Source organism: Halomonas sp. TP35, assembly GCF_052375975.1.
In the GTDB taxonomy this organism is placed as follows: domain Bacteria; phylum Pseudomonadota; class Gammaproteobacteria; order Pseudomonadales; family Halomonadaceae; genus Vreelandella; species Vreelandella citrativorans.
The window spans coordinates 45523-70954 of record NZ_JBQSUZ010000013.1; the positions used below are offsets into that span (position 1 = coordinate 45523).

General features: G+C 54.7%; 27 protein-coding genes. 11 read left to right on the forward strand and 16 right to left on the reverse strand.

Annotated features, from left to right (window positions below):
• Positions 1-158: 158 nt before the first annotated feature.
• Positions 159-3920 carry an exodeoxyribonuclease V subunit beta gene (recB, locus tag ACT3RU_RS14005; RefSeq protein ID WP_192528189.1) on the forward strand — a complete coding sequence of 1254 codons (3762 nt, stop codon included), beginning with the start codon at positions 159-161 and terminating at the stop codon, positions 3918-3920.
• Positions 3917-6232, forward strand: coding sequence for an exodeoxyribonuclease V subunit alpha (recD, locus tag ACT3RU_RS14010; RefSeq protein ID WP_192528188.1), 2316 nt, complete (start codon positions 3917-3919; stop codon positions 6230-6232). Before recB ends, recD begins: the two co-directional genes overlap by 4 nt.
• Before the next feature lie 194 nt (positions 6233-6426).
• Here recD and ACT3RU_RS14015 read toward each other — a convergent pair whose 3' ends face one another.
• The 4 genes from ACT3RU_RS14015 to ACT3RU_RS14030 form a co-directional block, all read right to left on the reverse strand.
• A complete protein-coding gene (locus ACT3RU_RS14015; protein ID WP_192528187.1) occupies positions 6427-8886 on the reverse strand; it encodes a tetratricopeptide repeat protein in 2460 nt (819 codons plus the stop codon).
• Positions 8887-9241: 355 nt separating this feature from the next.
• Positions 9242-9553 (reverse strand): DUF427 domain-containing protein, encoded by a 312-nt coding sequence (locus ACT3RU_RS14020; RefSeq protein WP_192528186.1) that lies wholly within the window; start codon positions 9551-9553, stop codon positions 9242-9244.
• A 139-nt stretch (positions 9554-9692) separates the two neighbouring features.
• Positions 9693-10301 (reverse strand): glutathione S-transferase family protein, encoded by a 609-nt coding sequence (locus ACT3RU_RS14025; protein WP_192528185.1) that lies wholly within the window; start codon positions 10299-10301, stop codon positions 9693-9695.
• 2 nt (positions 10302-10303) lie between these two features.
• Complete coding sequence (locus tag ACT3RU_RS14030; RefSeq protein ID WP_192528183.1) at positions 10304-11512, reverse strand: YbfB/YjiJ family MFS transporter; 1209 nt, start codon at positions 11510-11512, stop codon at positions 10304-10306.
• Positions 11513-11665: 153 nt separating this feature from the next.
• Between ACT3RU_RS14030 and ACT3RU_RS14035 the strand changes: the two genes are divergently transcribed.
• A complete protein-coding gene (locus ACT3RU_RS14035) occupies positions 11666-12559 on the forward strand; it encodes a LysR family transcriptional regulator (RefSeq protein ID WP_192528182.1) in 894 nt (297 codons plus the stop codon).
• A 27-nt stretch (positions 12560-12586) separates the two neighbouring features.
• On the opposite strand, the gene ACT3RU_RS14040 is transcribed toward ACT3RU_RS14035, so the two are convergent.
• Positions 12587-12922, reverse strand: coding sequence for a zinc ribbon domain-containing protein YjdM (locus ACT3RU_RS14040; protein ID WP_192528180.1), 336 nt, complete (start codon positions 12920-12922; stop codon positions 12587-12589).
• 99 nt (positions 12923-13021) lie between these two features.
• Between ACT3RU_RS14040 and ACT3RU_RS14045 the strand changes: the two genes are divergently transcribed.
• The 3 genes from ACT3RU_RS14045 (at position 13022) to ACT3RU_RS14055 (ending at position 14331) form a co-directional block, all read left to right on the forward strand.
• Positions 13022-13411, forward strand: coding sequence for an ester cyclase (locus ACT3RU_RS14045; protein WP_192528178.1), 390 nt, complete (start codon positions 13022-13024; stop codon positions 13409-13411).
• A gap of 262 nt (positions 13412-13673) precedes the next feature.
• Positions 13674-14018, forward strand: coding sequence for a type II toxin-antitoxin system RelE/ParE family toxin (locus ACT3RU_RS14050; protein ID WP_192528176.1), 345 nt, complete (start codon positions 13674-13676; stop codon positions 14016-14018).
• A 10-nt stretch (positions 14019-14028) separates the two neighbouring features.
• Positions 14029-14331 (forward strand): helix-turn-helix domain-containing protein, encoded by a 303-nt coding sequence (locus ACT3RU_RS14055; RefSeq protein ID WP_087111826.1) that lies wholly within the window; start codon positions 14029-14031, stop codon positions 14329-14331.
• Here the strand turns inward: ACT3RU_RS14055 and ACT3RU_RS14060 are convergent.
• Together ACT3RU_RS14060 and ACT3RU_RS14065 are read right to left on the reverse strand one after the other, a co-directional pair.
• On the reverse strand, positions 14328-14465 hold the full coding sequence (locus ACT3RU_RS14060; protein WP_192528174.1) for a hypothetical protein: 138 nt from the start codon (positions 14463-14465) through the stop codon (positions 14328-14330). The genes ACT3RU_RS14055 and ACT3RU_RS14060 overlap by 4 nt on opposite strands.
• On the reverse strand, positions 14465-15034 hold the full coding sequence (locus ACT3RU_RS14065; RefSeq protein ID WP_192528172.1) for a pyridoxamine 5'-phosphate oxidase family protein: 570 nt from the start codon (positions 15032-15034) through the stop codon (positions 14465-14467). The genes ACT3RU_RS14060 and ACT3RU_RS14065 overlap by 1 nt, the downstream gene beginning before the upstream one ends.
• 223 nt (positions 15035-15257) lie before the next feature.
• On the opposite strand from ACT3RU_RS14065, the gene ACT3RU_RS14070 reads away from it, so the two are divergent.
• Positions 15258-15740, forward strand: a complete 483-nt coding sequence (locus ACT3RU_RS14070) for a GlcG/HbpS family heme-binding protein (protein WP_087111822.1) — start codon at positions 15258-15260, stop codon at positions 15738-15740.
• 228 nt (positions 15741-15968) lie between these two features.
• Here the strand turns inward: ACT3RU_RS14070 and ACT3RU_RS14075 are convergent, their stop codons facing one another.
• The 4 genes from ACT3RU_RS14075 to ACT3RU_RS14090 all read right to left on the reverse strand — a co-directional run bounded on the left by ACT3RU_RS14075 (position 15969) and on the right by ACT3RU_RS14090 (position 18580).
• Entirely contained in the window at positions 15969-16370 is a 402-nt protein-coding gene (locus tag ACT3RU_RS14075) for a nuclear transport factor 2 family protein (protein ID WP_192528170.1), read from the reverse strand.
• A 127-nt stretch (positions 16371-16497) separates the two neighbouring features.
• Entirely contained in the window at positions 16498-17193 is a 696-nt protein-coding gene (locus ACT3RU_RS14080; protein ID WP_192528168.1) for a class I SAM-dependent methyltransferase, read from the reverse strand.
• A 161-nt stretch (positions 17194-17354) separates the two neighbouring features.
• On the reverse strand, positions 17355-17786 hold the full coding sequence (locus tag ACT3RU_RS14085; protein ID WP_192528166.1) for a GNAT family N-acetyltransferase: 432 nt from the start codon (positions 17784-17786) through the stop codon (positions 17355-17357).
• A gap of 29 nt (positions 17787-17815) precedes the next feature.
• On the reverse strand, positions 17816-18580 hold the full coding sequence (locus ACT3RU_RS14090) for an ArsR/SmtB family transcription factor (protein ID WP_192528164.1): 765 nt from the start codon (positions 18578-18580) through the stop codon (positions 17816-17818).
• Positions 18581-18651: 71 nt separating this feature from the next.
• Between ACT3RU_RS14090 and ACT3RU_RS14095 the strand changes: the two genes are divergently transcribed.
• Together ACT3RU_RS14095 and ACT3RU_RS14100 are read left to right on the forward strand one after the other, a co-directional pair.
• Positions 18652-18999: an NIPSNAP family protein gene (locus tag ACT3RU_RS14095; protein ID WP_087111812.1), complete on the forward strand. Its 348-nt coding sequence runs from the start codon at positions 18652-18654 to the stop codon at positions 18997-18999.
• Positions 18996-19343, forward strand: a complete 348-nt coding sequence (locus ACT3RU_RS14100) for an antibiotic biosynthesis monooxygenase family protein (RefSeq protein WP_087111810.1) — start codon at positions 18996-18998, stop codon at positions 19341-19343. The genes ACT3RU_RS14095 and ACT3RU_RS14100 overlap by 4 nt, the downstream gene beginning before the upstream one ends.
• Here the strand turns inward: ACT3RU_RS14100 and ACT3RU_RS14105 are convergent.
• From ACT3RU_RS14105 to ACT3RU_RS14115, 3 genes are all read right to left on the reverse strand, one after another.
• Positions 19273-19731, reverse strand: coding sequence for an NUDIX domain-containing protein (locus tag ACT3RU_RS14105; RefSeq protein ID WP_192528163.1), 459 nt, complete (start codon positions 19729-19731; stop codon positions 19273-19275). The genes ACT3RU_RS14100 and ACT3RU_RS14105 overlap by 71 nt on opposite strands.
• Before the next feature lie 225 nt (positions 19732-19956).
• Positions 19957-20277 carry a hypothetical protein gene (locus tag ACT3RU_RS14110; protein ID WP_087111859.1) on the reverse strand — a complete coding sequence of 107 codons (321 nt, stop codon included), beginning with the start codon at positions 20275-20277 and terminating at the stop codon, positions 19957-19959.
• A 185-nt stretch (positions 20278-20462) separates the two neighbouring features.
• Positions 20463-21425 (reverse strand): LysR family transcriptional regulator, encoded by a 963-nt coding sequence (locus ACT3RU_RS14115; protein WP_192528161.1) that lies wholly within the window; start codon positions 21423-21425, stop codon positions 20463-20465.
• A 115-nt stretch (positions 21426-21540) separates the two neighbouring features.
• On the opposite strand from ACT3RU_RS14115, the gene ACT3RU_RS14120 reads away from it, so the two are divergent.
• Complete coding sequence (locus ACT3RU_RS14120; protein ID WP_192528159.1) at positions 21541-22275, forward strand: SDR family oxidoreductase; 735 nt, start codon at positions 21541-21543, stop codon at positions 22273-22275.
• A gap of 35 nt (positions 22276-22310) precedes the next feature.
• Here the strand turns inward: ACT3RU_RS14120 and trpA are convergent, their stop codons facing one another.
• Both trpA and trpB read right to left on the reverse strand, forming a co-directional pair.
• Positions 22311-23150: a tryptophan synthase subunit alpha gene (trpA, locus tag ACT3RU_RS14125; RefSeq protein WP_192528157.1), complete on the reverse strand. Its 840-nt coding sequence runs from the start codon at positions 23148-23150 to the stop codon at positions 22311-22313.
• Positions 23151-23206: 56 nt separating this feature from the next.
• Positions 23207-24412 (reverse strand): tryptophan synthase subunit beta, encoded by a 1206-nt coding sequence (gene trpB, locus ACT3RU_RS14130; protein WP_192528155.1) that lies wholly within the window; start codon positions 24410-24412, stop codon positions 23207-23209.
• Positions 24413-24517: 105 nt separating this feature from the next.
• Between trpB and ACT3RU_RS14135 the strand changes: the two genes are divergently transcribed.
• The gene (locus ACT3RU_RS14135; RefSeq protein WP_192528153.1) at positions 24518-25420 is read left to right on the forward strand and encodes a LysR family transcriptional regulator; all 903 of its coding nucleotides are present in this window, start codon (positions 24518-24520) and stop codon (positions 25418-25420) included.
• Positions 25421-25432: the final 12 nt, after the last annotated feature.

The following is a 25432-nucleotide window of genomic DNA, read 5'->3' on the forward strand; positions in this document are numbered from 1 at the left end:
TGGCGCTGGCTCCCAGCCCAACCCGCTCGCTTGTGCCTTTTGCTCGCTGCTTTTTGCTCCCTAAGGGTCATCGCGATATAGTTCTCCAGCCGCCTCTATTTGCCCCATCCGGGGCGTGTTGTTTTGTGCCTGCTAGCGCCTGCTCCTGGAGACCAGTGATGAGCCATCCCGCCCCACTCACCCCCTTGAGCTTGCCCTTGCACGGCAGCCGCTTGATTGAAGCCAGCGCAGGTACCGGCAAAACCTTCACCATCGCACTTTTATACGTGCGTCTGGTATTGGGTGGGCGCAGCAAAGAGGACGACGACGCCTTTATCCGCCCGCTCACGCCGCCCGAAATCCTGGTGGTCACGTTTACCAACGCCGCGACCCAGGAACTACGCGAGCGGATTCGTAACCGGCTGGTGGAAGCCGCCGAGATTTTTCGCAGTGATGAAAACGCAGGCGACAAACTGCTGCTTGAGCTGCGCAGTGAGTACCCACCCTCAGCCTGGCCCGCCTGCGCACGGCGCTTGGCACTGGCCGCCGAGTGGATGGACGAAGCCGCCGTTTCCACTATTCACAGCTGGTGCTACCGCATGCTGCGCGAACACGCTTTCGATAGCGGCAGCCTGTTCTCGCTGAACCTGGAGAACGACCAGCGCGAGCTGGAGCAGGACGTCGTGCGCGACTACTGGCGCAGCTTTTACTACGCCCTTGAGAGCGACGCGCTGGAAAGCATTGTTAGCTACTGGCAATCCCCCGACGACCTGCACGCCAGCTTGCAACGCCTACTGCCCGAGTGCGACGCGCTGGGCGAACAACGCCCCGAACCTCTGCAAACGCTAACGAACTGCCAGGCCGCCCGAGCCGCCAAACTCAGCGCGTTAAAAGCCCCCTGGGCTGCATGGCTGAACGGTGTGGTGCCCGCGCTGGAAGAAGCCGCCCAGCAAAAAGCCTTTAAGGGCCAAAGTTTCAACGCCAAAAGCCGCGCCAACTGGCTGGGCGCGCTGCGCGATTGGTGCACCAGCGATGCCGACCGCCCCCAGCTTACCGATGCCGCCTGGCGGCGCATGACGCCTGAGGGCATGGCCGATATCTGGAAAGTGGGCACGCCGCCCTGCCCAGCGGTGTGGGAAGCGCTCGCCCAACTGCCCGGCGAGCTTAATGCCCTGCCCGAGCCGCGCAACGACCTGTTAATTCACGCTGTGCAGTGGTGCCGCAAGCGCCTGGAACGCGAGCAGGAGCGCCGCGCTGAAATGGGCCCCAACGACCTGCTCACACACCTCGACCGCGCCCTGCAAGGCCCCAATAAAGAAGCGCTGGCCGCCCAAATCCAGCGCCAGTTCCCGGTCGCACTGATTGACGAATTTCAGGACACCGACCCAATTCAGTACCGCATTTTTAACGCGGTGTATAACGTTGCCACACCGCGCCGCGACACCGCCGTGATGCTGATTGGCGACCCCAAGCAGGCCATTTACGCCTTCCGTGGCGCAGATATTTTCACCTACCTGAAAGCCCGCCACGACACCGATGGCCGCCACGTTACGCTGGGCACTAACTTTCGCTCAAGTGCTGCGATGGTCAACGCGGTTAACCACTGCTTTAACTACGCCGACAAGCACGAAGCGGGCGCGTTTTTATTTCGTGAACAAGGCGGCGATAACCCCCTGCCGTTTTTACCGGTCGACGCCAAAGGCCGCGCCGACCAATTGGTGTTGAACGGCGCGCCGCTGCCCGCCATGACGCTGTGGCAAATGGCGGCTGACGAGCCGCTTTCCAAAACCGCCTACCAGCTTGAAATGGCCGAAGGCTGCGCTTCCCACATGACCGCCCTGCTGGAAGCGGGCCGCAAGCGGCAAGCGGGTTTTAAAACCGAGGGCGAACTCACCCCACTAAAACCCTCTGATATGGCGGTGCTGGTAAACGGCCTGCAGGAAGCCCGCGCCATTCGCCTGGCATTGGCAAGCCGTGGGGTTAAAAGCGTTTATCTTTCGGATCACGACAAGGTATTTAGCTCATCTATCGCCCAGCAGATGGAAACCTGCCTGCGCGCCTGTGCGGAATCCCAGGCCAATTCACGCCAGGCGGAAGCCAAGCTGCGCGCAGCGCTGGCCACGCCGCTGCTTGGGGTGAGCCTTAGCGAGCTTGATCACCTTAACGAGAGCGAGCTTGCCTGGGAGGCCCGGGTAGAGCAGTTCAGCCGTTACCACCGCCTGTGGCAGCGCCAGGGCGTGCTGCCGCTGGTGCGCAAGCTGATGGTGGACTTCAACATTCCTGCCCGGCTGCTTGCGTTAACCGACGGTGAGCGCTTGCTAACCGACTTGCTTCACCTGGGCGAACTGCTTCAGCAGGCAAGCCAGGAACTGGATGGCGAGCACGCGCTGATACGCTTTCTGGCGGAAGCGATTGCCGACCCGGAAAGCCACGGCGACAGCCACAAGCTGCGCCTGGAAAGCGATGCAGACCTGGTCAAGGTCGTGACCATCCATAAATCCAAGGGGCTTGAGTACCCGCTGGTCTTTCTGCCGTTTATTGCCAACCATCGCCCCACTAAAAAAGGCGATGTACCGCTGCGCTGGCACGATGGTGAAGGCAATTTACAGCTAAGCCTAAGCGCCGATGCAGAAACACTCGCCACCGCCGACCGCGAACGTTTAGGCGAAGACTTACGCAAGCTTTACGTGGCGCTTACCCGCGCCCGCCACGCCACCTGGCTGGGGCTTGCGCCGTTAAAGGATGGCGAAGGCAGCGCTCTGGGTTACCTGCTTAATGGCGGTGACTACATTGCGCCCAATGAGTTCGGCGAAGCGCTCGCCGCGCTGGTCCATAAAAGCGACATAGCCCTGGAGCCTGCGCCAGCACCTACCGCGCTGTGCTTTACGCCCGCCCAGCAGCAAGAAGCCTTGGGGCAAGCCCGCACGCCCACACGCCCCGCCCGCGAGCAGTGGTGGATCGCCAGCTACTCGGCGCTGCGCACCACGGGCGGCATTTCAGGGCTGCTATCAACCACTGCCCCCACGCCGGAACCCACCACGCCCCAGGAAGCCACCACGTTTGAAGTGCTGGATGAACCGCAAGACCTGCTGCAAGGCTCTCCATTAACCGGGCAGCCCATGGCGAGTGTAACCACTCACTCCCCATTGCCCGCTGACAGCGACCAGCCAAGTGCAAACACAAGCCACTTGCACCGTTTCCCTCGCGGCCCCGGCCCTGGCACCTTTCTACACGGCTTGTTGGAGTGGGCAGGCCAGCTGGGCTTTGCCAAGGCGCTTGAAGACACCGCCGCCCGTGAAGACACCCTGCGCCGCCGCCTGCAACTGCGCGGTTGGCAAGCGTGGTATGAACCGCTGGCAGGCTGGTTTGAGGATTTGCTCGGCACTCAGTTGCCGCTTCCCGGCCAGCAAAGTACCGTAGCGCTTCAACAGCTAAGCGGTTATCAGGTAGAGCTGGAGTTCTGGTTTGCCGCCCACCAGGTGGATACGCAGGCGCTGGATGAACTGGTTAGCCAGCACTTACTTCCCGGCCTTGCCCGGCCCGCACTGGATGCCGACACACTCAACGGTATGCTCAAAGGCTTTATCGACTTGGCGTTTGAATTTGATGGGCGCTTTTACGTGCTGGACTGGAAATCCAACTACCTGGGCGCAGACGACAGCGCCTACACCGTTGACGCCTTGAGCGCCGCGCTACTTGAAAAACGCTACGACCTACAGGCCGCGCTGTACCTGCTGGCACTGCACCGGCTGTTAAAAGCCCGCCTACCCAACTATGACCCGCACGTCCATTTGGGTGGGTCATTGACCGTATTTTTGCGTGGCAGCCGTACGCCTGCACGCGGCGTACACCCCGAACCCGCCCCGGTGGCGCTGATTGAAGCGTTGGATGCGTTATTTGCAGGCACGGCCAGCGGCGCTGGCCTTAAGGAAACGGCATGAAAGACTCACAAACCCTGGACCTGTTCGGCGAAAACGAGCCTGCGCCTGCCACACCGCGTAACAGCACAGTAACACCTGGCCACCAACGGCACCCTGCGCTGAACGATACGGGCACTTTAATGGCGCTTTGCGAGCGCTGGGTCGCCAGAGGTTGGCTGCGCGACCTGGACCGCGCACTGGTCAGCTTCTTCGCCCGCGAGGGAGGCCAGGTGCCGCCGCTGCTTCTGCTAGCCACTGCGCTTGCCAGCCATCAGTTGGGCCGAGGCCATGTGTGCCTGGACTTAAACGCCACGCTGAACGCACCGGACTTCGCCCTTTCGCTACCGCCAGAAGGCGATGACCTAAGCGACCCGCCGCCGCTACCCAGCGAGGTATTAGCCACGCTAACGCTTGCTGAGTGGCAGGCCGCACTTGAGCACCCCACGCTGATCAGCAACGGCCACAGCAACACGCCGCTGGTGCGCTCCGAGACCCCGCACACCACCCGGCTTTACCTGCGCCGCTACTGGCAGTACGAACAAACCCTGCACCAGGAAATCGCCGCTCGCTTGGCGCTTGAAGAAGGCGCTAACACGGCAATTGGGCATGAGCCGCTTTCGGTGATTGGCAGTGATGTGCTTGATTCAGGCCTGCTCCAACAAGCCCTGAACACCCTGTTCCCCGACAACGGCACCCTGGATTGGCAAAAGGTCGCCTGCGCGCTGGCGGCCCGCAGCCACTTTGCGATTATTACCGGCGGCCCCGGCACCGGCAAAACCACCACCGTCGTGCGCCTGCTCGCCCTGCTGCAAACCCTGCAACTGGCCCACTCGCCCACGCAGGCGCTGCGCATCCGCCTGGCCGCCCCCACCGGCAAAGCCGCCGCCCGCCTCAATGAATCCATCGCCGGGCAGGTAAGCCAGTTGCCTATCGAAGACCTTGCGGCGCTATGGGCGCAGAGTGAATTGTGGGAGCCGAATTCATTCGGCGATGATTCATGCACTGAACAACTAAGTGCCTCCATCCCCACCGAAGTCACCACCCTACACCGCCTGCTAGGCGCCAGGCCCGATACCCGCCACTTCCGCCATAACCCCAACAACCCGTTGGCGTTGGACGTACTGGTGATCGATGAAGCTTCCATGGTCGATATCGAAATGATGACCGCCGTGTTAAGCGCCCTGCCCGCCCACGCCAAGCTGGTGCTGCTGGGCGATAAAGACCAGTTGGCTTCTGTGGAAGCCGGTGCCGTACTGGGGGATTTATGCCGCCGCGCCGAGGCCGCCCACTACACGCCGGAAACCGCCCAGTGGCTTGCCAAACTCACCGGCCACCCGCTACCCGAAGCGCTAACCTGCCCTAACGGCCAGCCCCTCGACCAGGCGATTACCATGCTGCGGGTAAGCCACCGCTTTGACGCTGCCAGCGGCATTGGCCAGTTGGCCGAGGCGATTAACCAGCCGTTAAGCGCCACGCTTAGCGAGCGCGATAAACAGAACGCCGTACACAGCGCCCTGCGCCACGGCTACGCCGACCTGCATCATTTGGTGCTGGGCGGGGAAAATGACAGCGCCCTGGAGCGCTTGGTGGTGACCGGCTCCCCGGAGCGCTTCCCACATGCCGGTAAAGGCCTCCTTGATAAGAAAACCAATGAGGAGATAGCGCCACCCACGGGCTATCGGCACTACCTTACGGTTTTGGATCAACAGCGCCCCGAGGTAACGCTAGCCTTTGAGGAAAACAAAGGCGCCTACGACACGTGGGCCAGCGACGTACTAAACGCCTACGGCCACTTCCAACTGCTCTGCGCGCTACGCAAAGGGCCGTGGGGCGTGGAAGGCTTGAATTTACGCATCGCAAAAGTACTGCGCAGCCACACGCTATTAAGCGCAAGTGATATCGAACTAGAGAAAGGCTGGTATGAAGGCCGCCCGGTGCTGGTCACGCAAAACGACTACAGCCTGGGGCTAATGAACGGCGATATTGGCATTACCCTAGCAGTACCCGACCCTCGCGGCGTAGGAAGAACCTTATATAGAGTCGCCTTTCCGACCAGCGATACGAAAAATCCCATCCGCTGGGTACTGCCCTCCCGCCTGCACGCGGTAGAAACCGTATTCGCGATGACGGTACACAAATCCCAAGGCTCGGAATTTTTGCACACCGCACTACTACTACCGCAAACGCCCAACCCGATTCTGACGCGGGAGCTGGTCTACACCGGCATCACCCGCGCCCGCGAATGGCTTACGTTGGTGGAAGCCAAACGGGGGATTTTGAATGATGCGGTGGTTAGGGAGGTTATGCGGGTTAGTGGGATCATAGTTAATTAAAATTATCATCACCGATTCTAGCATTGCCAGTTATCGGCCAGGAGCGGTCTTTGAGGTAGTGCTGATATAATGCCCCAATCACCGGGCTAGCGGAGTTGCGCAATTATTTGTGGTACAATGCAGCGTAGCGACACCACAAATAATTGCGCAACTTAGCTGGCTCCGCGTGCATTGGATTGTTATGCCTTTCTCATTCAATTAAAACTATTATTTCTTGTTCTTTTAGCGCGAGATATTGCTAATTTTTGCCTTGTTAGGTCTTGGTATCTTTGAATGTCTTTATTGTTTTTTGCGTCATATCCGCCATTTACAAGATTTCTTTTTGCCGCATTCTCTAAAAAGCGATATGCTTCTTCAAAGCAGACAATCTGACTATCAATATCGTTAATATCTCTTGCCTTGTGGTACCTGGAAATAGCTTTTCGTAGTAAGCAAAACGACTCAGATCTCCCAATTTTTCCAGCTTCATCAATATACCTATCACCTTCTTCTATATCTTGAAGCCGATAGCATGCTAACGCCAATCCAACGATAGCATCACAGTTAGCAGGGTCTAGTTCGACAGCTTTTTCCGACATTTTTTTTGCGTATTCAAAGTCATTGGCTTTATTCAATAGCAACCATGAAAATCTGTCATGAAGTGACGAATTAACTGGGTCATCTTCGATTGCCAATTCATACATTTCGATAGCATTTTCAACATCTCCTTTATCAGCGTAAACCTTGGCCGATCTCGCATACTCGCTTCGGAATGCCTCTGCAATTCTATCCGTTTGGTATTCACTTTCTACTTTTTTTCGTTCCGCTGCATATGTATCAATTTTCTCTGCTATCGATTTGATTCTTTGCTTCTCACTTAAATCTAATTTACCAGACTGCTGAAGAAAAAAGCGTCTCGCCAAATCCGCAAGCTCAATAGAATAGGTTCGTCCGTAATCTGTTAAAACAGCAAAGTGTGTTTCCTCTAATCCTGATTGAAACTCAGTATTTTGTATCCCGACTTCCAAACACGTCCTTCCTACACTATTTTGATCTATAGGGCTCGATATATTTACCAGCACAAGGAAAACTTCTTTTTGTAACTGACTCATTCTGGCCCAAGCATCCTCATAGAGAAATTCTAAAAGATCTTCACTGGTCTTTTTAAAGAGATTATCAATTGCCGCATCTATTCCTAAATCGGAACGAGCTATATATTTTACTAAGGCTTCTAAAAGAATTGGCTTATGCATCAGCTGCGTAGACACTCTCCTTAACTTGGGCTCGCCAGCCTGTAATAGTGGTTTGGCCTTGAAATCTTTAGCCAGCCTCTTCATGAGGTTCATTCCCTCAAACTCAGAAAGGCCTTCTATAACGATTGGCGTTGCTTCTATAAACTCTCTTCTTCGAGATGTAACAATCACTCTACCTATAAGTTTTCCAAGGATTTTTAAAAATGCTCCAAGATCTCTTACTTCGTCTGTGCTCGTTGCTAACGTCTCGGTATTATCAATGATTAGTAAAACATCATCTCTCGATAGTTTATTTTCTTTTAAAACGCCTACTGCCTTATCAATAAGTTGTCGACCAGAGATTGTATACCAATCTTTATTTAGAATTGGCTCAAAAAACCTCATGAGGTCTCGTACACACTCATCCATGATTGGAGAAATTCCAGTTAAATGAACTAGCCCTTCCTCCGTCCATCGAGTCGATTTTGCAGTGTGGTAACTTATGATTGTAGGCAGTGGTTCATTAAAGTCTATCTGGCTCTCTAAAAACTGATTCAACATCTCCAAAACTAGAGTTGTTTTTCCATAACCTCCATCACCAAAAACAAGGCAATATCTTGAATCCTCATCATCAACCCATTCTTTTAGAAGCGTCAACTCTTCTTTTCTTCCTTCAAATGTATCCGTCTGGCGAACAGGTATATTATGAAAAAATGAATGATTTTTGTTTTTTGATATTATTTCTGTCAGCTTGTACGGCCCAATTGGCTTTAGACTCGTTAAATTAAAGATATTCCTTTCAGGAAGTTCAACAGTGAATTCTTCTGCATCCTCGTTGGACAGCAGCTGTCCTTTTAGCTTCCAAATGCCTTTTTTTACTTGCACACTGATAATTACTATTGGGCTACCATTTATCACAAGCGGAGTTTCAACTAAAAGCCTCCCAAACTTATCCAGAGGATTTAATGTATTCTCATTGTTAGTTGTAGGTAATATTTTTGAAAAAACGCTTAAGCAATCATTCAAAATATCCTCTGTTTTTACTACCCACTCATCCGTAACTTTTTGATCTAGCACACCATGAGCAGGTCTTTTGTTTCTAAACTCAACCCATTGAACAAGTTGTTTTGACAGAGGCTTTGAGACTTGACTCGTGGCTTCAAACCATCCAATTAAAAACCATTTAGAAAAATACCCCCTAACTTTAGGTATCAATATGTCAAGAATCTGTAGCGGAATGCCATCTGTAGGCTTGCAAAACCTCGCAGTATTTTCAGAGAGCCCGAGTTCATCACTTGGTGTTAATTCCTTCGTTATTTCAAACGTTACAACGACCGATGACTGAAGAAGAGATCGCAATATCGATGTTAAAAACGTCAATTTCTCGCTGTTGTTTTCTATATCTCTAGCTATTTCAAGCTGTTCTTCAAATAGTCTTTTCATTTAATACTCCGAACAAAATTATATTAGTTCTACCACGTTAATTCTGCGTGTTATATCGAGGCTATAGAAAACCATCGACTAACTTTTCGATGATGCTTATACATAAAATCCAGAAGGTTTTTCGGTAAAAAAGCGCTTCATATTTTAAGATTAGAGCCTATTTTTAGTTCAATTATTGAACAATTTCTAGTCGACAAATACTTGCTATTTTTTTCTACAGCCTCGTTGTATCCCACTGAAATTCAAATAAACTAAGTATAAATAGTCAGCATGGCATAGATTATCGTGCTGGCTGCTTAACACTTCAGAACCAACATGACGCTTCTGCCGGGATGTCCGCTCAGGGCCGAAGATGTCATTTATCAATTGACTCATAAGCCCCTATCCCGTCCACCATAGACTCAGCCGACTGCTCATAACTCCAAGCAACACCTTTACTCTTACCCAGCGAAAAGTATGCTGCATGCCCTTTAAAAGGGCGACAAGTCGTGGTTTCTGAAACGTTGAATAAGTCGTCTACCGGTACGTTCTTACATGAAAAGTAGTGGCGTGGCAGATAGCCGCGTGCGCGGGGGGCAACCGTACGTAGAGCCGGCCAGCAGAATGCTGTTGGCCTGCCCTTGTATGAGCTGCTTGGTAGGGTGAACCGTTGGCAAGCATTCTGCATCGTGTGTTCCCTGCGGCGTTTTTCGCTCTAATATTCCGAGACTAGCAGTTAACTTAGATTAATCCCACCACGGCGGATTAGTTTTTAGTCGGTAGCGTTGGCGTTGCAGTGGCCTTTTCCCTTCGTCGTTGGATCATCTTTAAGATGTGGTAAACGCAGTCGCCTGAAAGCTCGAACGGGTAATCACACCTTGGTGCCACGAAGCAAGCGGTCGATAGGTCTCCTGCCACGCTACCTCCGGCAATCTGAAAGCGAGGTAATCCAACGCGACAGCGGCGGCGATCTCACCGAGGCAAAGGGTCGAGGCCGTTGGCGCTTCACCAAGCTCACTATTTAACTGGTTCAGCAGCCGCTGAATCGCCCGCAAGCGCCGCGCTCCCAACACGCTGTTGTCGACCTCATTGCCGTTGTGCTTTCTGGCAATCACCGTCGTAAACGCCGCTTCCATGAGGTTTTGACCCAACCCCGCAACGTGCAGCACCTCAGCTAAATGAGATAGTGGCAGCATGGGCTTCTCCGGATAAGCGCTATCCAGATAAACAGCAATCAGCATCGATTCGCTGAGCGTGGTGCCTTCCTCGGTGATTAGCACCGGAATACGCCCGGCGGGGTTGGCCTTGAGCAGTGCGGGGTCGTCTGCCCAGGGGTCACACCATTTCAACGTAACGGCTTCGCTCAGGCCTTGTTCCAGTAGCACGATGCGCACTAGCCGCGCGTAGGGCGATGTAGCGTTTAGGTAGAGTTCCATTATTACCTCCTGTTTTGAGCAGTAAGTGCCGCGTTGCGCTGCTGCAAACCACGGCTAAGCAGTACCAGCAAAAAGCCAACGACGAGCATAAGGCCGCTGATGGAGAACAGCGGCGAGTAAGTGCCCCAAACGCCATAGAGTGCCGACATGGCATAGCCAGCCACTGCCTGGGCAGCAGCAAAAGCGGCGGTGGCCTGCCCCCAGATTTTCTTGTGCTCGGTTGGCCCTACCAGCTCAGCAAGGCGGCCCGAGGTGAGTGCGACAATGCCGGGGATCATCGCCCCTACCATAAAAGAGGAAACCGATTGGCTGATCAGCGCTAGCGAGAACACAGGCAGCAGGACAGCGGCAGCCTTCGCTAAAAAAGCAATCGCCAAACCATAATGCCAACCTGCTCGCTGCGCCAGGGCGCCGACCATTAGCGGCCCGCACACGGCACCTAAGCCGAAGATCCCCCACTGAAATGAAGCGGCCTGATTACCTAGTGCGTTTTCCCTGGCGAGATAATCCACCCAGAACACGGTATGGGGCACAAACCCAACCGCATCCAGGGCATACGCACTAATGACCAGCCACACGACGACCTTTACCCCCGAATACTCCCTGGATTTATTGGCCGTTGGGCTGGCCGTGGCAGGTAACGCCAGCCGAGTGATGCCGTGATCGCATAAAAGCCCCGCCATAATGCAGAGCAGCCCCAACGCGCCCCACGTCAACGCGAGACTTAATTCAAGCAGCAACGGCACGATGAAGGCTGAAAGCAGAGCGCCCAGGCCAATCCCCGTAAACACCATGGCACCGACACGGGTTCGCCTTTCTGTGGGCGTGGCCGCCAACGCCAGCGAAGGGCCAATCACCATTAAGATGGCGCCCGCAATGCCCGACACCAGGCGCCAGAAGAAGAACCAGGTGAAACCGCCCTCCCCAGCGCAAAGCACAAAGCTTAAAGCGATACCGGCGAAGCTTGCCGCCATTACGTGGCGCGTAGAAAAGCGCTCACTCAGGGAGTGGGCGACAAGCGCGCCGATAAAGTAGCCCAGCAGGTTGGCTGCCCCCAGGTAGGCGCCCTGGCTTGCGGTAAACCAACCCTCCTGAATAATCGCCGGTAATAGCGGCGTGTAGGCAAAGCGAGCAATGCCAATCCCCGCGAGGGTCGCCATTATGCCGGTCATCAGGGCGGGTAAATCGTGGGAAGTAAATGTCCGATTCATCAGATTGTGTCCTTTTTGTGCCGCCTTTCGGGCAAGGTGGGCAGCGCGGTACTGCACAGCCAGACTACGTGCGAGAAATTATTTCTAGAAACGATTTGTTATGATAGCTACCATCTTGTTTTGAGATAGCGCTGGCTTGGCAGAAAAGTGAGCATGCAGCTTAAATCATTGCGACTATTTATGGCGGTGGCCGAGACAGGCAGCTTCGTGGCAGCGGCAAAACGCTTGCACACGGTGCAATCCAACGTGACGACTCACATCAAGAAACTTGAGGAGGAGTTAGGCGTACAGCTATTTCATCGCGCGGGGCGTGTTCGCCCCACAAGCGCTGGGTTGGCGCTGGCGGAGTACGCTGAGCGCATGTTGACGGCCCATGATGAAGCGGTATCGCTGTTCAAGGGCCAAGAGAAGGCGTGTGGGCGGCTACGGATAGGCGCCATGGAAACCACGACGGCATTGCGCCTTCCCCCAATACTAGCGGCGTATCACGCAGCGCAGCCTGATGTTGATATCCAGCTCAAGACCGGGCCAACGGCTGAACTGGTCGAGTTGCTGCTCAATGGCCAGGTGGACTGTGTCTTTGTGGCTGGGCGGCTTGAGCATAGCCGCTACCACGTGCTTAAAGCGTTCAGCGAGGAGCTTGTCTTAGTGGGCTCAATGCCCATGGCAACGATGCCTTCTTCACAAGCGCTGCTGGCGTCTGCCTTCATGGCGTTTCGCCAAGGGTGCAGCTACCGCCAGCGTATCGAGCTATTGCTGGCTTCCTATGGCGTCAATGCGGGTCGGATATTCGAGTTCGGCTCGCTGGATGCGATGCTGGGCTGCGTCGCTGCCGGGATGGGTTATACGGTATTACCGCGTGGAACGGTTGACGCTCACCAGCACCGGTTCGGGGTTCACACACTGGCGCTGCCCGCTTCTATTGCCCACATCGATACCTATTTTGTCGCCCCAGAACCGGAAACATGGACACCTGCCCTGGCAAGCTTTGCTGATATGTTGTGTGACGCGGTGGAAGTGGATGAACCTCAGCTCACTGCGTCGTGATGAGGATAGTGGAATTCCGGCTCTTATTCAGGCCTTTTTCACAAAATGAGCGGTTACCATCATGTCGCCTGCGCCATCGACCTTGCAGTCCAGTTGGTGATCCTTGCTATCCACGAGCCGCTTGATAACGGCTTTGGTGCCTACCTTGAGTACCAGTGAGCTGCCTTTGACCTTGAGGTCTTTGATCATTGTTACCTTGTCGCCTTCCGCTAACAGCGTGCCGTGGGCATCTTTTACTGTCACGGTGTCTTCCGCCTCAGTCTCAGAAGGGTTCCATTCGTGGGCGCACTCGGGGCAGATGAACAGGCTTTGATCCTGATAGACGAATTCAGATTGGCAATGGGGGCAAGGTGGGCACGACATGAACGATGACTTCTGTGGCTTGGTTTAGGCTGCTTATGATACTGAGCCTATGTACCCTTGGCGAATACCTTCACGCCAGCCCAGGAAAGGAGAACCAGGATGAACAAACGTGACTTGGAAGCGGCGTACCGTGATTACATCACCTGCCTCAATCATCAGGACTGGGCGAGCCTTGGCCAGTTCGTGCATGACAATGTCCACCACAACGGCAGGCGCCTAGGGCTTGATGGTTATCGTGCCATGCTGGAAGCCGATTATGAGCAGATACCCGATCTTCACTTCAATATTGAGCTTTTGGCCGCTGATTCACCCCATGTTGCGTGCAGGCTGCGATTCGATGTAACACCCAAAGGTAGCTTCCTCGGCCTTGCGGTGGACGGCCAAAAAGTGACGTTTTGCGAGAACGCGTTCTACCTCTTCCGTGATAATAAGATTCAGGAAGTCTGGTCGGTGATCGACAAGACCGCGATAGAAGCTCAGCTGGGTTGAGGCTCCAAATGCCATCCTTGTTCGGTTGCCTGCAGGCGGTCTGTCAGGGCGAGGGTTTCCAGAAACGCATCATCATGGGATACCCGTTGCGCGAATCACAGTTCGATCCGACCAGCCGATAACCTCGCCTGCTGGGATAGTGAAGCGCGTTTCTGCTTATCGTTTATTTTGCCAAGCGATACAACATAAACCCAGCCTTTTGAGCGCTTGATTATAGGCCAAAAGCTATATAGCATAAAACCTATAAAATAAAGAGGCACGCATGTGGTCGATAGAACAGACAGATACCTTTGAAACGTGGTTTTTCTCGCTTGAGGAAGCTGACCGGGAGAATGTCCTGGCTTCTCTTCTTCTTTTACGAGAACGGGGGCCAATGCTCTCGCGCCCGCATGCTGATACGGTAAACGGCTCTCAGTTTCCTAATATGAAAGAGCTGCGCGTACAGAGCTTTGGCCGCCCTATCAGAGCTTTCTTTGCGTTTGATCCAACGCGTACCGGTATCGTTTTATGCGCTGGTGATAAAGGCGGGAACGACAAACGCTTTTACGATGAAATGATTCCAGTTGCCGACAGAGAGTATGCGGCTCATCTGGAAACCTTAAAGTGAGGTAGTCACAATGGCACGCAAGCTTGAAGACTTACTGGCAAAAGAAAAGCCAGAGATCGTTGCGGCGGCAGAAGCGAAGGCAAGCGATATGCTGTTTGAGATCAGGCTAGCCGAAATTCGTCTGCTGGCAGAGAAAACGCAAACTGAAATTGCAGATGCAATGGGTGTTAGGCAGCCGACCGTAGCGGGACTGGAGAAGGTGGGCCAGGATATGCGCCTTAGCTCACTTAAACGCTACGTTGAAGCGATGGGTGGTCGTGTCCGTGTAGATATTGAGCTGCCGGACGGTAGCCATCATGGCTTCCCTGTTTAATGAATCTCTTTGCCTTCCGTGCCTACAATATGAACGGCGATTAGCATTGGCTTGAATAAGTAGTCTACGCCATCGCGGGCTGAAGCCCGCTCCTGCAAAATGTGCCAGCCATTGGCGTTGGCCTGCGCGGCCATCACGGCACCAGCCACTGCCCCGCCCAACCATCACCTCGCGAGAATACGGCGCGGCGGTGATGCTGCCCCAAGTGCAGCGCTTCTATCGCTTGAACATCCATCCACAACACTGCGAAAGCGCTTTCATCCGGCGTTTTGGTGTAATCCAGTGAAGCAACAATCGGTTCCCCCGGCGCGGGACCGCTGCTATAGGCGCTGCGGGCGTGTTCCGGCAGGCTTTGCCACTGCTCGCTTACGGCTTCGCCAGTCAAAATACTGACGCTGGCTTCTATGCGTATTTGCAGCTGCTCAGCAGCATCCCATACGTGCAGCGCGGCCATAGGGTTAGCGCGAAGAGCGCTTATCTTTTCTGAGTGAATATCGGTGTAGATGGCAAGCGTTGCCGCCTGCTTGTCGGCGCTGCGGAGCACTACCGTGCGGGCTTGCGGCATGCCGCTTTCGCTAACGGTGGCCAGGGTGAGGTAACGCGCCGGTGCGTGGCGGTCGCTGACACCTTGGGTCAGGCGCGCCCAAAGGTGGTCATGCAGTAGCGATAGTTCTTCTGCCCAGAAGTGGGGGTTCAACGCCATGGGGCACCTTTAAAAGTAATGGCTGAAAAGGCATTTTCACTGAATAGCTGCCGGGCTTATAGCATGCGACGAAAATCCTCAGCGTCAGCACGCCCGCTGACGCGTTCGGCCTGTATAGGTACTCTTGAGAGCACTACAAAGTAATTTAAACTTTGAATATTTATTAAACATTGCTATAGGTTAAGAGCATCAATATGAATATTAATTTTACCGAGGACGTAAAATGATTCGTAATCTTACTTTAGCTGCCGTGTTGATGGCTCCTGTTTCCGTTATGGCGCAGGATCTTCCAACGGCGCCTTATTTGCCGCTCGACATGAGCCTAGCTGCTGCGCAGACTGCGTTGGATGCCTGCTCTGCCGAAGGCCACAATGTCAGCGTTGCTATCGCTGCTCGTAGCGGTGAAACGAAAGTGCTGTTACGCGCCGACAATGCTGGGCCGCATACCATCAACAGTAGCATAGGCAAGGCCTTCACTTCGGCCAGCATGGGGCGTGACACGGCTGGCCTGGCCGGGTTTATCGGTGGCAATCCGGGGAATGATGGGATGCACAACATGGATGCCAGGATGGTGGTTCAGGCGGGGGGGCTGCCGATACGCATCAATGGTGAGCTGGTGGGCGGTATTGGTGTTGGCGGTGCTCCATCAGGTGATATCGACGCGTCCTGCGCCCGTGCCGGGCTCGATGAAATCGGTGCCGAGTAATTTGTTTGTGTAATTCGGTGGGGGCAACCCCACTTTCAGCGTCTCGCTTTCACGCATAATCCCCGCCAAGGCGGTAATGCCAGTCTGGTAAGCCTGACTGGCATTTTTCTATTCGCATATTTTTGTAGTCATGCACTAACACCCCGTAGGCATGACCTTATTTGTCTATCTGATAATTAAATGAGCAGTTGCTTCAAAAACCATGCCCAGCTCCGCACACGCTGCTGATTAAGACTGTCGGTTAAGCTCAGGCGTTAATATCCACTCTGCACTGTCGTTCCATACATCCATGCGTGTAATTTTACCCTCACGCACTTCATACCGGTCCAAATAGCGGTTGCCTGCAAAAGGACGTCCATCTGGCCATTCTCCGTATAACGTACCGTTGGAGTAGACAACGATGTGATCCTCGTGAACCGTCCAATCAAACTGCCCTAGCGCTTTTTTAACCCATGCATAACGTCCAGCATTAAAGTGGGTAATGGCGTGCGGGGTTTCCATGTCGCGGCCGCCGGTGAAGATGATAACGACATCGGGGGCCATATAGGTGGCCGCAAGCTCTGGGTCAGGTGCCATAGAGGCTTCCAGGAAGTTGCTGACAATGTTCACGGCGTTCTGTGCATCAGACATAAATGTGTTCCTGTAGACGTTGAAGTTCATTGTAAAAAGCTGCGTCTATATAGTGCGACGCCTTCTATAAAAAGCATAGTTCAGTGCAATACTGAAAATATTTTTGTTATTAGCGGGCTGAACGCGCCTATTCCCGCTTCGTAAACCAGGCGTGAATTAACCCAGCCTGAAAAAATGGCACTGGGCGTGTAAAACCGCCTGACTGAATAATCGAGGCAACGGTGTCAGGTGGGAGAATCGCCACGTCTTTTTCATAGGCAGTTTTGACTTTGCTGATGGCTTCCGCTGGAACGCCGCTTCCTGACATAACCGTCATCCACACTTTCAGAATGGCGTCAAAGCCCCCTACCTCTTTATCAAACGCCAGGTCAGCATTTGCCAAAACGCCGCCAGGCTTGAGCCTGTTAGCAATCTGCTGAAAGAATGCTGCACGGGCGGCTTTATCCACCATAAACTGGGAGACTAAAAAGCAGGTAGCGCCATCATGGGTAGTGTCATCGGGAAGTGACTCTACGTACCCTTCATGGAAGGTGCAGCGCAATGCGATATCCTCTTTATTGGCAGCTTCGCGGCACGCATCTAACATAGCGCCCGAGGGGTCTACAGCGGTGAAGCGCCAGCCGTGAAACTTCTTGGCTAGATAGATCAGCTCTCTGCCTGTTCCCACGCCTACGCAAAGGATGCTGGCATTCTCAGGCAAGTCCGCAAAAACGGACTCCAGCAGGAAATAGAGCCCGTTGGTAATGGGTGATAGTTTTGCCCACTGCTGATCATAGTTTGATGCTTGTTGATCAAATAAAGCTTTTAATTCGTCATTGTTCACGGTGCATCCTTTATCGTGATGACTTGGAACATCAAGCTTATGCCATCCGTATGATGTTTGCGCTCATTGTTCTTGTGGCTTAGCGGCGATAGCGCGCCATCTCTGAATGGTTGCAGCAAACTTGGCTCCACATACTCGGCCAAGCCAAGGCATTCAGAGTTCTAGGCGTTCGGCCCGCCGCCGTTAATAAACGAGTAGAGCGCGATATCAGTACGAAACTCCCAGCCCAGGTTGCTCCAGAAGCGTTTACCGGCTTCGTTTTCTACCAGAATCATCAAGTGGGATTTTTGGATGCCTTCGTTTTTAAGCGCTTCCAGGCAGAGCGCCACCAGCTGTGAGCCGACGCCCATGTTGCGGTGTGAAGCCGCGACCGCCAGGTGTTGAATAAAGCCCCGGTGGCTATCATGGCCGCTCATAATCGTACCCACTACGCTTCCCTCTACTTCTGCCACAAAGCTTAAACCGGGGTTACGCTGCAAATAGCGGGCAACGCCTTCGCGGGAATCCGCATCGCGTAACCGCACGCCTTCCGTACTCAGCCACAGCGCTACGGCGGCGTCGTAATCTTCAATCGTCATGGGGCGGTAGTGCATTAGGCGAGGCCTCAAAAAGTACAGATGGACTATGGATGTTGTATAGCTTGAATGTTTTCGATGTCCACAGGCCGCTGAGAGGTAAATGTCTGGCCGGAAACCGATAGCGTACTTTGAGGTGGGAGCATTGCCCACAGCGCTTTCTCGCCTGAAGCGCTGAACGCAATCACGCGGGAATCCTTCTCTTGCTTCGCCCACCCCAGTTCCTGAATACGGTTAAGCAGCGCACTGCCAAGCGCGCCTGCCAGGTGATGCCTGCGCTCGCTCCAGTCGAGGCATGTTCTACACAATGGGCGTTTTGAAGACGCCAGTGCATCGGTATCAATACCCAATCGAAGAAACCATGCTCGACCATGCTGAGTGAGTTCTAGCCCTCCTGAGTACTGCTGAAAGATGCCGTTTTGAAGCATCTGTTCATATACACATACGCCTAATTCCCCGGCCAAGTGGTCGTAACAGATACGCGCCTTACGAAGTGCAGGATCGCGGGGGCCGGTAAAGCGGGAACCGTCTTCGTTTTTAAATGCGAGACCCATCAGCGATTCAAGCAGGCTAGCCACTTCTGGCCCGGCCAGCATGAAATAGCGATGGCGGCCCTGCTTTTCGACCGTAATCAACGCAGCCTCTAGCAGCTTGCCAAGATGAAAACTGATGGTCTGCTTGGTTACCCCAGCCGTATCTGCCAGTTCAGTGGCAGTGTACGCACGGCCTGACATCAGGGCAGAGAGAACCTCTGCCCTGGCGTTATCTCCGATAAGCGCTGCGACGCGCACGATGTTGGGGCCTTCACTCATGATTCGATTCTAGTCGAACCATTAGAGGCCGACAACGCGGTATTGTCCTTTCAAACCAGAGGAGATCCCCCATGACGATTACCTGTGTGATTCGCTACGAGATTGATCCCTTCCAACGTAGCGCCTTCAAGGAGTACGCCGAAAACTGGGGCCAGATTATTCCCCGCTGCGGCGGCCACCTCATCGGCTATTTTCTTCCCCATGAAGGATCAAACAACGTGGCCTGGGGCCTTGTGGCTTTCGATAGCCTGGCCGCCTATGAAGCCTACCGTTTACGGCTAAATTCTGACGAAGGCGGGCAAGCGAACTTTGTCATGGCGCAGGCGCAACGCTTTATCCTCAAGGAGGAACGCAGCTTCGTTGAAGCAGTAGATGGCACGCTGGGTATTGCACCGACAGATGCATGGAGTGCTTTATGATTGCCGTGATATTCGAAGTGCTACCCCATAAGGACCGCAAAGATGACTACCTGGACGCCGCCAGCACGCTGGCCCCGCATTTAAAAGATATCGACGGTTTTATTTCGATTGAGCGCTTTGAGAGCCTTACCCACCCAGGCAAAATCCTGTCGCTCTCCTTCTGGCGGGACGAAGAAGCCGTCAAGCAGTGGCGGACGTTCGAACCTCACCGTTCCATTCAGAAAGCAGGCCGACAGGAAATCTTTGCCGACTACCGGCTTCGCGTTGCGGCCATCATCCGGGATTACGGTTTGAATGACCGGCATGAAGCACCGGAGGACTCGCTTGCGGTGCACCATCGCTAATTAGGCTGCCCTGCATGGCGCACCATGCATTAATCGACTGGGCATACCCTGCGGGTAAGTTATGGGGTAAGTCATCAATAGGAAACGTATCAATTCGGGAATGTTCGTGACTCACCGTCGGGTTGAACTCGCCCACAAGACAGCAGCCGTAGGTGACGATGAATACATGCTTTTGGGGAATGACTTCAAACAGGTAACTATCGATAATTTCCTGACCAACGACTTTCACAGCGAGCTCTTCCTCGAACTCCCGCTCCAAGCACTCTGACGATACTTCGCCTATCTCGATACGCCCGCCAGGCAGCTCCCACTCATCGCGGTCATTAAGCGCCAGTACGACCTTGTTGGCGGGCAGGAGCAATACTCCTTTTATAGATACCGGATACATGGTTTCCCTTATCTTTCACAAGTGAGTAGCCAAGAACATACGTCGCTACGCGTCTCAATGCGTTTACAAGGTGCTATTCAAATAGGATATGCCAATCCGCCTACATACGGTGTGCCAGAATTGAAGCCGGACCGTTACACCGCCTGTACCGGTCCGCTTTGAAAGGCTGGATCGTAAGAAAGTGCTTAGACGGGAGCCCTCTCGCCTTGTCACATTGAAGCGTTACTACATCCCCAAACCAATGCCCAACCGCAGCGCTTGCAGGCCATCAAACTGAACGCTTACCTCATCAGAAAACACGGGGTGGCCTTCCACGGTTAGATCCAGCTCCGCTTGGGCGCCGCGGTAAGTAACGCTGACCGTAAGGTTCGCAGAGTTGCTAATGGGCGCCAGCACGCCGTACTCAACGTTATCGACGCTGACCGCAGAAAGGCCACGGTTATCCAGCTGTTGCTGAATCGCCTGCTCAACCGCATGGCCGTAGTAGAAATACACGCCGGTATAGCCCAGCGCGACCAGCACAATCAGTGAAATAAGCTTTCCCATTACATCCTCCTGATTAAAAAATTGGGTAGTTGCCACCATGGCAATGCCATCATCTTCCATCAGCATGGTGTGATAGCTCGTGTAATAGCTCGGGGATTATCAAACGACCTGATATAAGAAGCAGAAACAATTAGGCAAACGCTTATCCCAACAGGTACAACCATAGATTCAGGCAGCCCCATAGTTTATAGATTATCCAGCGACACCGTCACCGCTTTATCTTTTTCACCTCGGTGCTCTTCCACAAGCTTGGCAAGCTCATCACCTTCATCAAACACACTAACCACCCAGTCGATAAATACCCGCACGCGGGGGGATAACTGGCGGTTGCTTGGGTACAGAATGGAAACGGGTGATCTTGTGGGCGGATTGGAGGGCAGGACTTCGACCAACTGGCCGGTTCGTAGATCATCCTCTGCATGGTAACGGGGCACCTGAATGATGCCGAGCCCTAATCGTGCGGCCGCGTAATAGCTTTCTGCCGCACTCGTGGTCACGTTGGCGGGCAACGTTACATATTCAACTTTCCCGCCATTAGTGAACTCAAGAGACAACACCTGACCTGCACGGCTGGAGTGAAAGCCCACCATCGTGTGCCCGCCAAGTTCAGCGACTGAATGCGGCGTTCCGTACTTTGCCAGGTATCCGGGCGAGGCGGCCGTGACTTCATCAAGTGTGGTGATTCGCCGGGAGTGCATATCGCTGTTCTGGGGCATACCGACGCGCAATGCGCAGTCGATGCCCTCGCCTACCAGATCCACCAGGCGATCACCCTCGCTCATGTGAAGCTCCAAACCTGGGTAGGTGTTAAGAAACTCGGGGAGCTTCGGCAATATAAAATGGCGGGCTAGCGTGCCGTGAACGTCTACCCGCAGCACGCCTTTGGGCTTGGCATTCATTAGCGCGCCTTCCGCGTCCTCAACCTGAGCCAAAATACTCAAACAGCGGTGATAGTAGGCGTCGCCATCCCGCGTTGGGTGCACCGAGCGCGTGGTACGTTGCAACAGCCTTACGCCAAGGCGTGCCTCCAATGTTTTGATGGCTTCAGTTAGCGTTGAGCGGGAAGCGCCCAGGTCTTGCGCGGCGTGAGTAAAGCTTCGCCTTTCGACGATGCGCGTAAACGCGTGCATCGTATCAAGTCGGTCCATTGTTCACGGTTTCCGAATAGTGATGACAGGTTAAGCCTGATTATAGAGCACGCTTTGTCTTTTATGCTGCATACGTCAGGTATTCACCAATTCCCTACGCAGAAGGAGAAAAACGATGGCAGAACAGAAAATTGCGCTTGTAACGGGTGGTTCCCGGGGGATTGGGGCGGCTATTTCCAAACAGCTGGCGCGCGATGGCTTTACGGTGATCGTCAATTACGCAGGCAATGCAGAAACCGCTGACAACGTGGTTCAAGAGATTGAGTCGGGGGGTGGTAAAGCGCAGGCTATTCAAGCTGATATCGCCGATGCCCAGGCGGTGCGTCAGCTTTTTGACACCCTTGAAACGCAGTGGGGGCGCATTGATGTGCTGGTCAATAACGCGGGCATCATGAAACTTGCCCCGCTTGCGCAGATGGAGGCGCATGCGGTGGATGCTCAGATTGATATCAATCTAAAAGGCTCGATCAATACCATGCGCGAAGCGGCCAACCGCCTGAGCGACGGTGGCCGGATCATCAACCTATCGACTAGCGTTGTCGGGTTGAAACTTGAAACCTACGGGGTCTACGCCGCCACCAAAGCCGCCATTGAGACCTTAACCGCGATTCTTGCCAAAGAGTTACGTGGCCGCTCGATCACCGTCAATGCCGTGGCGCCCGGCCCTACCGCGACAGATCTGTTTCTTGAGGGTAAATCTGACGAACTGGTCGAGCGGATGGCCAAGATGCCGCCACTGGAGCGGCTCGGCCAACCGGACGACATCGCAAGCGTCGTGGCTTTTCTCGCCTCGCCTGAAGGCGGCTGGGTTAACGGCCAAACCCTGCGCGCAAATGGCGGCATCGTTTAACCGTTTCGTAATAACCTGGTTTTAATTAGCTTGTTTTAACTGACTTGCGGCTCGCCCAGCTCGCGGCACCTCCTAACGCTTCCAGCCAGTCCGCGGGCAAGATCATGCACTGCTTTAACGGCTTCATCAGGCGTTGCGGCGTGCTCGATGCAATCTACCAACGCGGAGCCAACCACTACCGCATCGCTGAACTGGCCAATAATCGCGGCCTGTTCCGGGGTGCGAATACCAAAGCCAACAGCGATGGGAAGCTGGGTGTGTTCGCGTAGCTGGCTCACCGAGCGCTCAAGTTTTTCGGGCGTGGGTGCGCTGCCGCCGGTAACGCCTGCCACCGAAACGTAGTAGATAAACCCGGACGCGTTACCCAGCACTTTGGGTAGGCGCTTGGTGTCCGTGGTGGGCGTGGCCAGGCGGATAAAATCGATACCGTGCTGGGCGGCTGGCTGGCAAAGCTCGTCGTCGTGCTCTGGGGGCAGGTCGACCACAATCAGGCCGTCTACGCCGGCGCTAGCGGCATCGGTTAAGAAGCGCTCTACGCCATAGCGGTAAATGGGGTTGTAGTAGCCCATTAGCACGATGGGCGTGGTGGCGTCTTTTTCGCGAAAGGTACGCACCATCTCCAGTGTTTTAGCTTGGGTCTGGCCTGCTTTTAGGGCGCGCAGCGCGGCTTTTTGGATCGCGGGGCCATCGGCCATGGGGTCGCTAAATGGCATGCCCAGCTCAATCACGTCCACACCGGCAGCGGGTAGGCCCTCAAGAATGCGTTGCGATGTCGCCATATCTGGATCGCCCGCGGTGACATAGCTCACCAGCGCCGGGCGGTTTTCGGTTTTGAGCGCGGCAAAGCGTGCTGCAAGACGCGAGTTGGGATTCATAACAGTCTCCTTATGTGCGCTCTGGTGAATAGATTCGCTCTTTTGAACAGATGCGCTCATTTGAATTTTTCTCCCAGGTAGTGGGCCACGCTCATCATGTCTTTATCGCCACGCCCGCTCAGGTTAACCACCATCAAGTGGTCGCTGGGTAGATTCGGCGCCCGCTTGGCGACTTCGGCCAATGCGTGGGCGGTTTCAAGGGCGGGGATAATCCCTTCCAGACGACAGCAGGTTTGGAAGGCTTCCAGCGCTTCATCGTCGGTGGCCGACACGTACTCAACGCGCCCCTGCTCGTGCAACCAGGCGTGTTCCGGGCCGATACCGGGGTAATCCAGGCCAGCCGAAATCGAATGGGCATCAATAATCTGGCCGTCCTCATCCTGCAGCAGGTAAGTGCGGTTGCCGTGAAGTACGCCCGGCGCGCCGCCGTTTAGACTGGCCGCATGCTGGCCGCTCTCAACGCCCTTGCCGCCCGCTTCAACGCCAATCATCTCGACCGAGGCATCGTTCAAAAACGGGTGGAACAGCCCCATAGCGTTGGAGCCGCCGCCAATACAGGCCACCAGAGAATCCGGCAGGCGGCCCTCTTTCTCCTGCATTTGCGTGCGAGTTTCGTTGCCAATCACCGCTTGGAAGTCGCGCACCATGGCGGGATACGGGTGCGGCCCGGCCACAGTGCCGATGATGTAGAAAGTATCATCCACGTTGGTGACCCAGTCGCGCAGCGCTTCGTTCATAGCATCTTTCAACGTACCGGTGCCGGAAGTGACCGGGATGACTTCAGCGCCCAGCAGCTTCATGCGAAATACGTTGGGCTGCTGGCGTTCGATATCCGTAGAGCCCATGTAGATCACACAGGGCAAACCAAACCGCGCCGCTACCGTAGCGGTGGCCACGCCGTGCATACCGGCGCCGGTTTCAGCGATGATGCGCTTTTTGCCCATGCGCTTGGCCAGCAGCACCTGGCCGATGCAGTTATTAATCTTGTGCGCGCCGGTATGGTTTAGCTCTTCACGCTTGAGATAAATCTTTGCGCCGCCAAAGTGCTCGGTCAGTCGCTCGGCAAAATAGAGCGGGTTGGGGCGCCCTACGTAGTCGCTTTGAAAGTAGGCGAGCTGGCGCTGGAATTCGGGGTCGTCTTTGGCAACGTCGTATTCGGCTTGCAGCTCAAGAATCAGCGGCATTAGCGTTTCGGCAACAAAGCGGCCGCCGAATTGGCCAAACAGGCCGTTAATATCAGGCTGGATCGCAGGTTGGTTCATGATGACCTCTCAAAGCGGAGTAACAGTTGCATTGAAAGTAGCGCAAGCAGGCGGGGATAAAAATCGATAAGATGTCATCAATATGTGAGCTGGAGTCAACACTCAATGCAACAGAGCATGCCCCCCTTAAGCGCCCTGCGCGCCTTTGAGGCCACCGCCCGGCTGGGCAGCGTGACGGCCGCAGCCGATGAGCTAAGCGTGACCCACGGCGCCGTTAGCCGCCAGCTGCGTAGCCTGGATGAGCATTTCGGCGTGGCGCTGTTTGCCAAAGCGGGCCGTGGCATTGAGCTAACTCACCACGGTGAACGGCTTTATCATGGCATTGGCGAGGCGTTTACCCGCTTGCGCGATAGTTGCGCGGATCTCAAGCGTGATGTAGAAGAAGCGCCCTTTACCCTGGCCTGCCCCGGCAGCCTGCTGGCGCGCTGGTTGATTCCCAGGCTGGATCGCCTTCAACGCGACCTGCCCCAGCTCAAATTGCAGGTCGTAGTGAGCGAAAGTGAACTGCCCGCCAAGCAGGAAAATATCAGTGCTACCCTGGCCTTTTCCGAGCCGCCCTGGCCTGCGGAGGTAGACGTCGTCGAGCTAATGGCCGAGCAGATTTGCGCGGTGGCAAGCCCTCACCTGGAAGCAAAGCTCGATCCAGCACAGCCGGATACGCTCTTTTCCAGCAAGCTTTTACACACCGCCTCACGCCCCCAAGCCTGGCCGCAGTGGGGCAGCGCCCAGGGGCTTGAGCTTGCGCACCTTGAAAAGGCCTTACGCCAAGGCCAGGGGTTTGATCATCTCTACTATTTAATCGAAGCCGCCGTGGCGGGCTTAGGCGTGGCCATTGCGCCAAAACTGCTGGTCGAAGATGACCTGAAAAGCGGACGACTCACCGCTCCCTGGGGATTTATCAAAACCCCCGCCAAGCTCTGCCTCTGGCTACCCCGCCACCACAACCGCCAGCGTAGTGAGCAGTTGGCCGAGTGGCTTAAGCGGGAGTTGGGCGCTTCAAGCTCTTAACGCGGGAAAAGC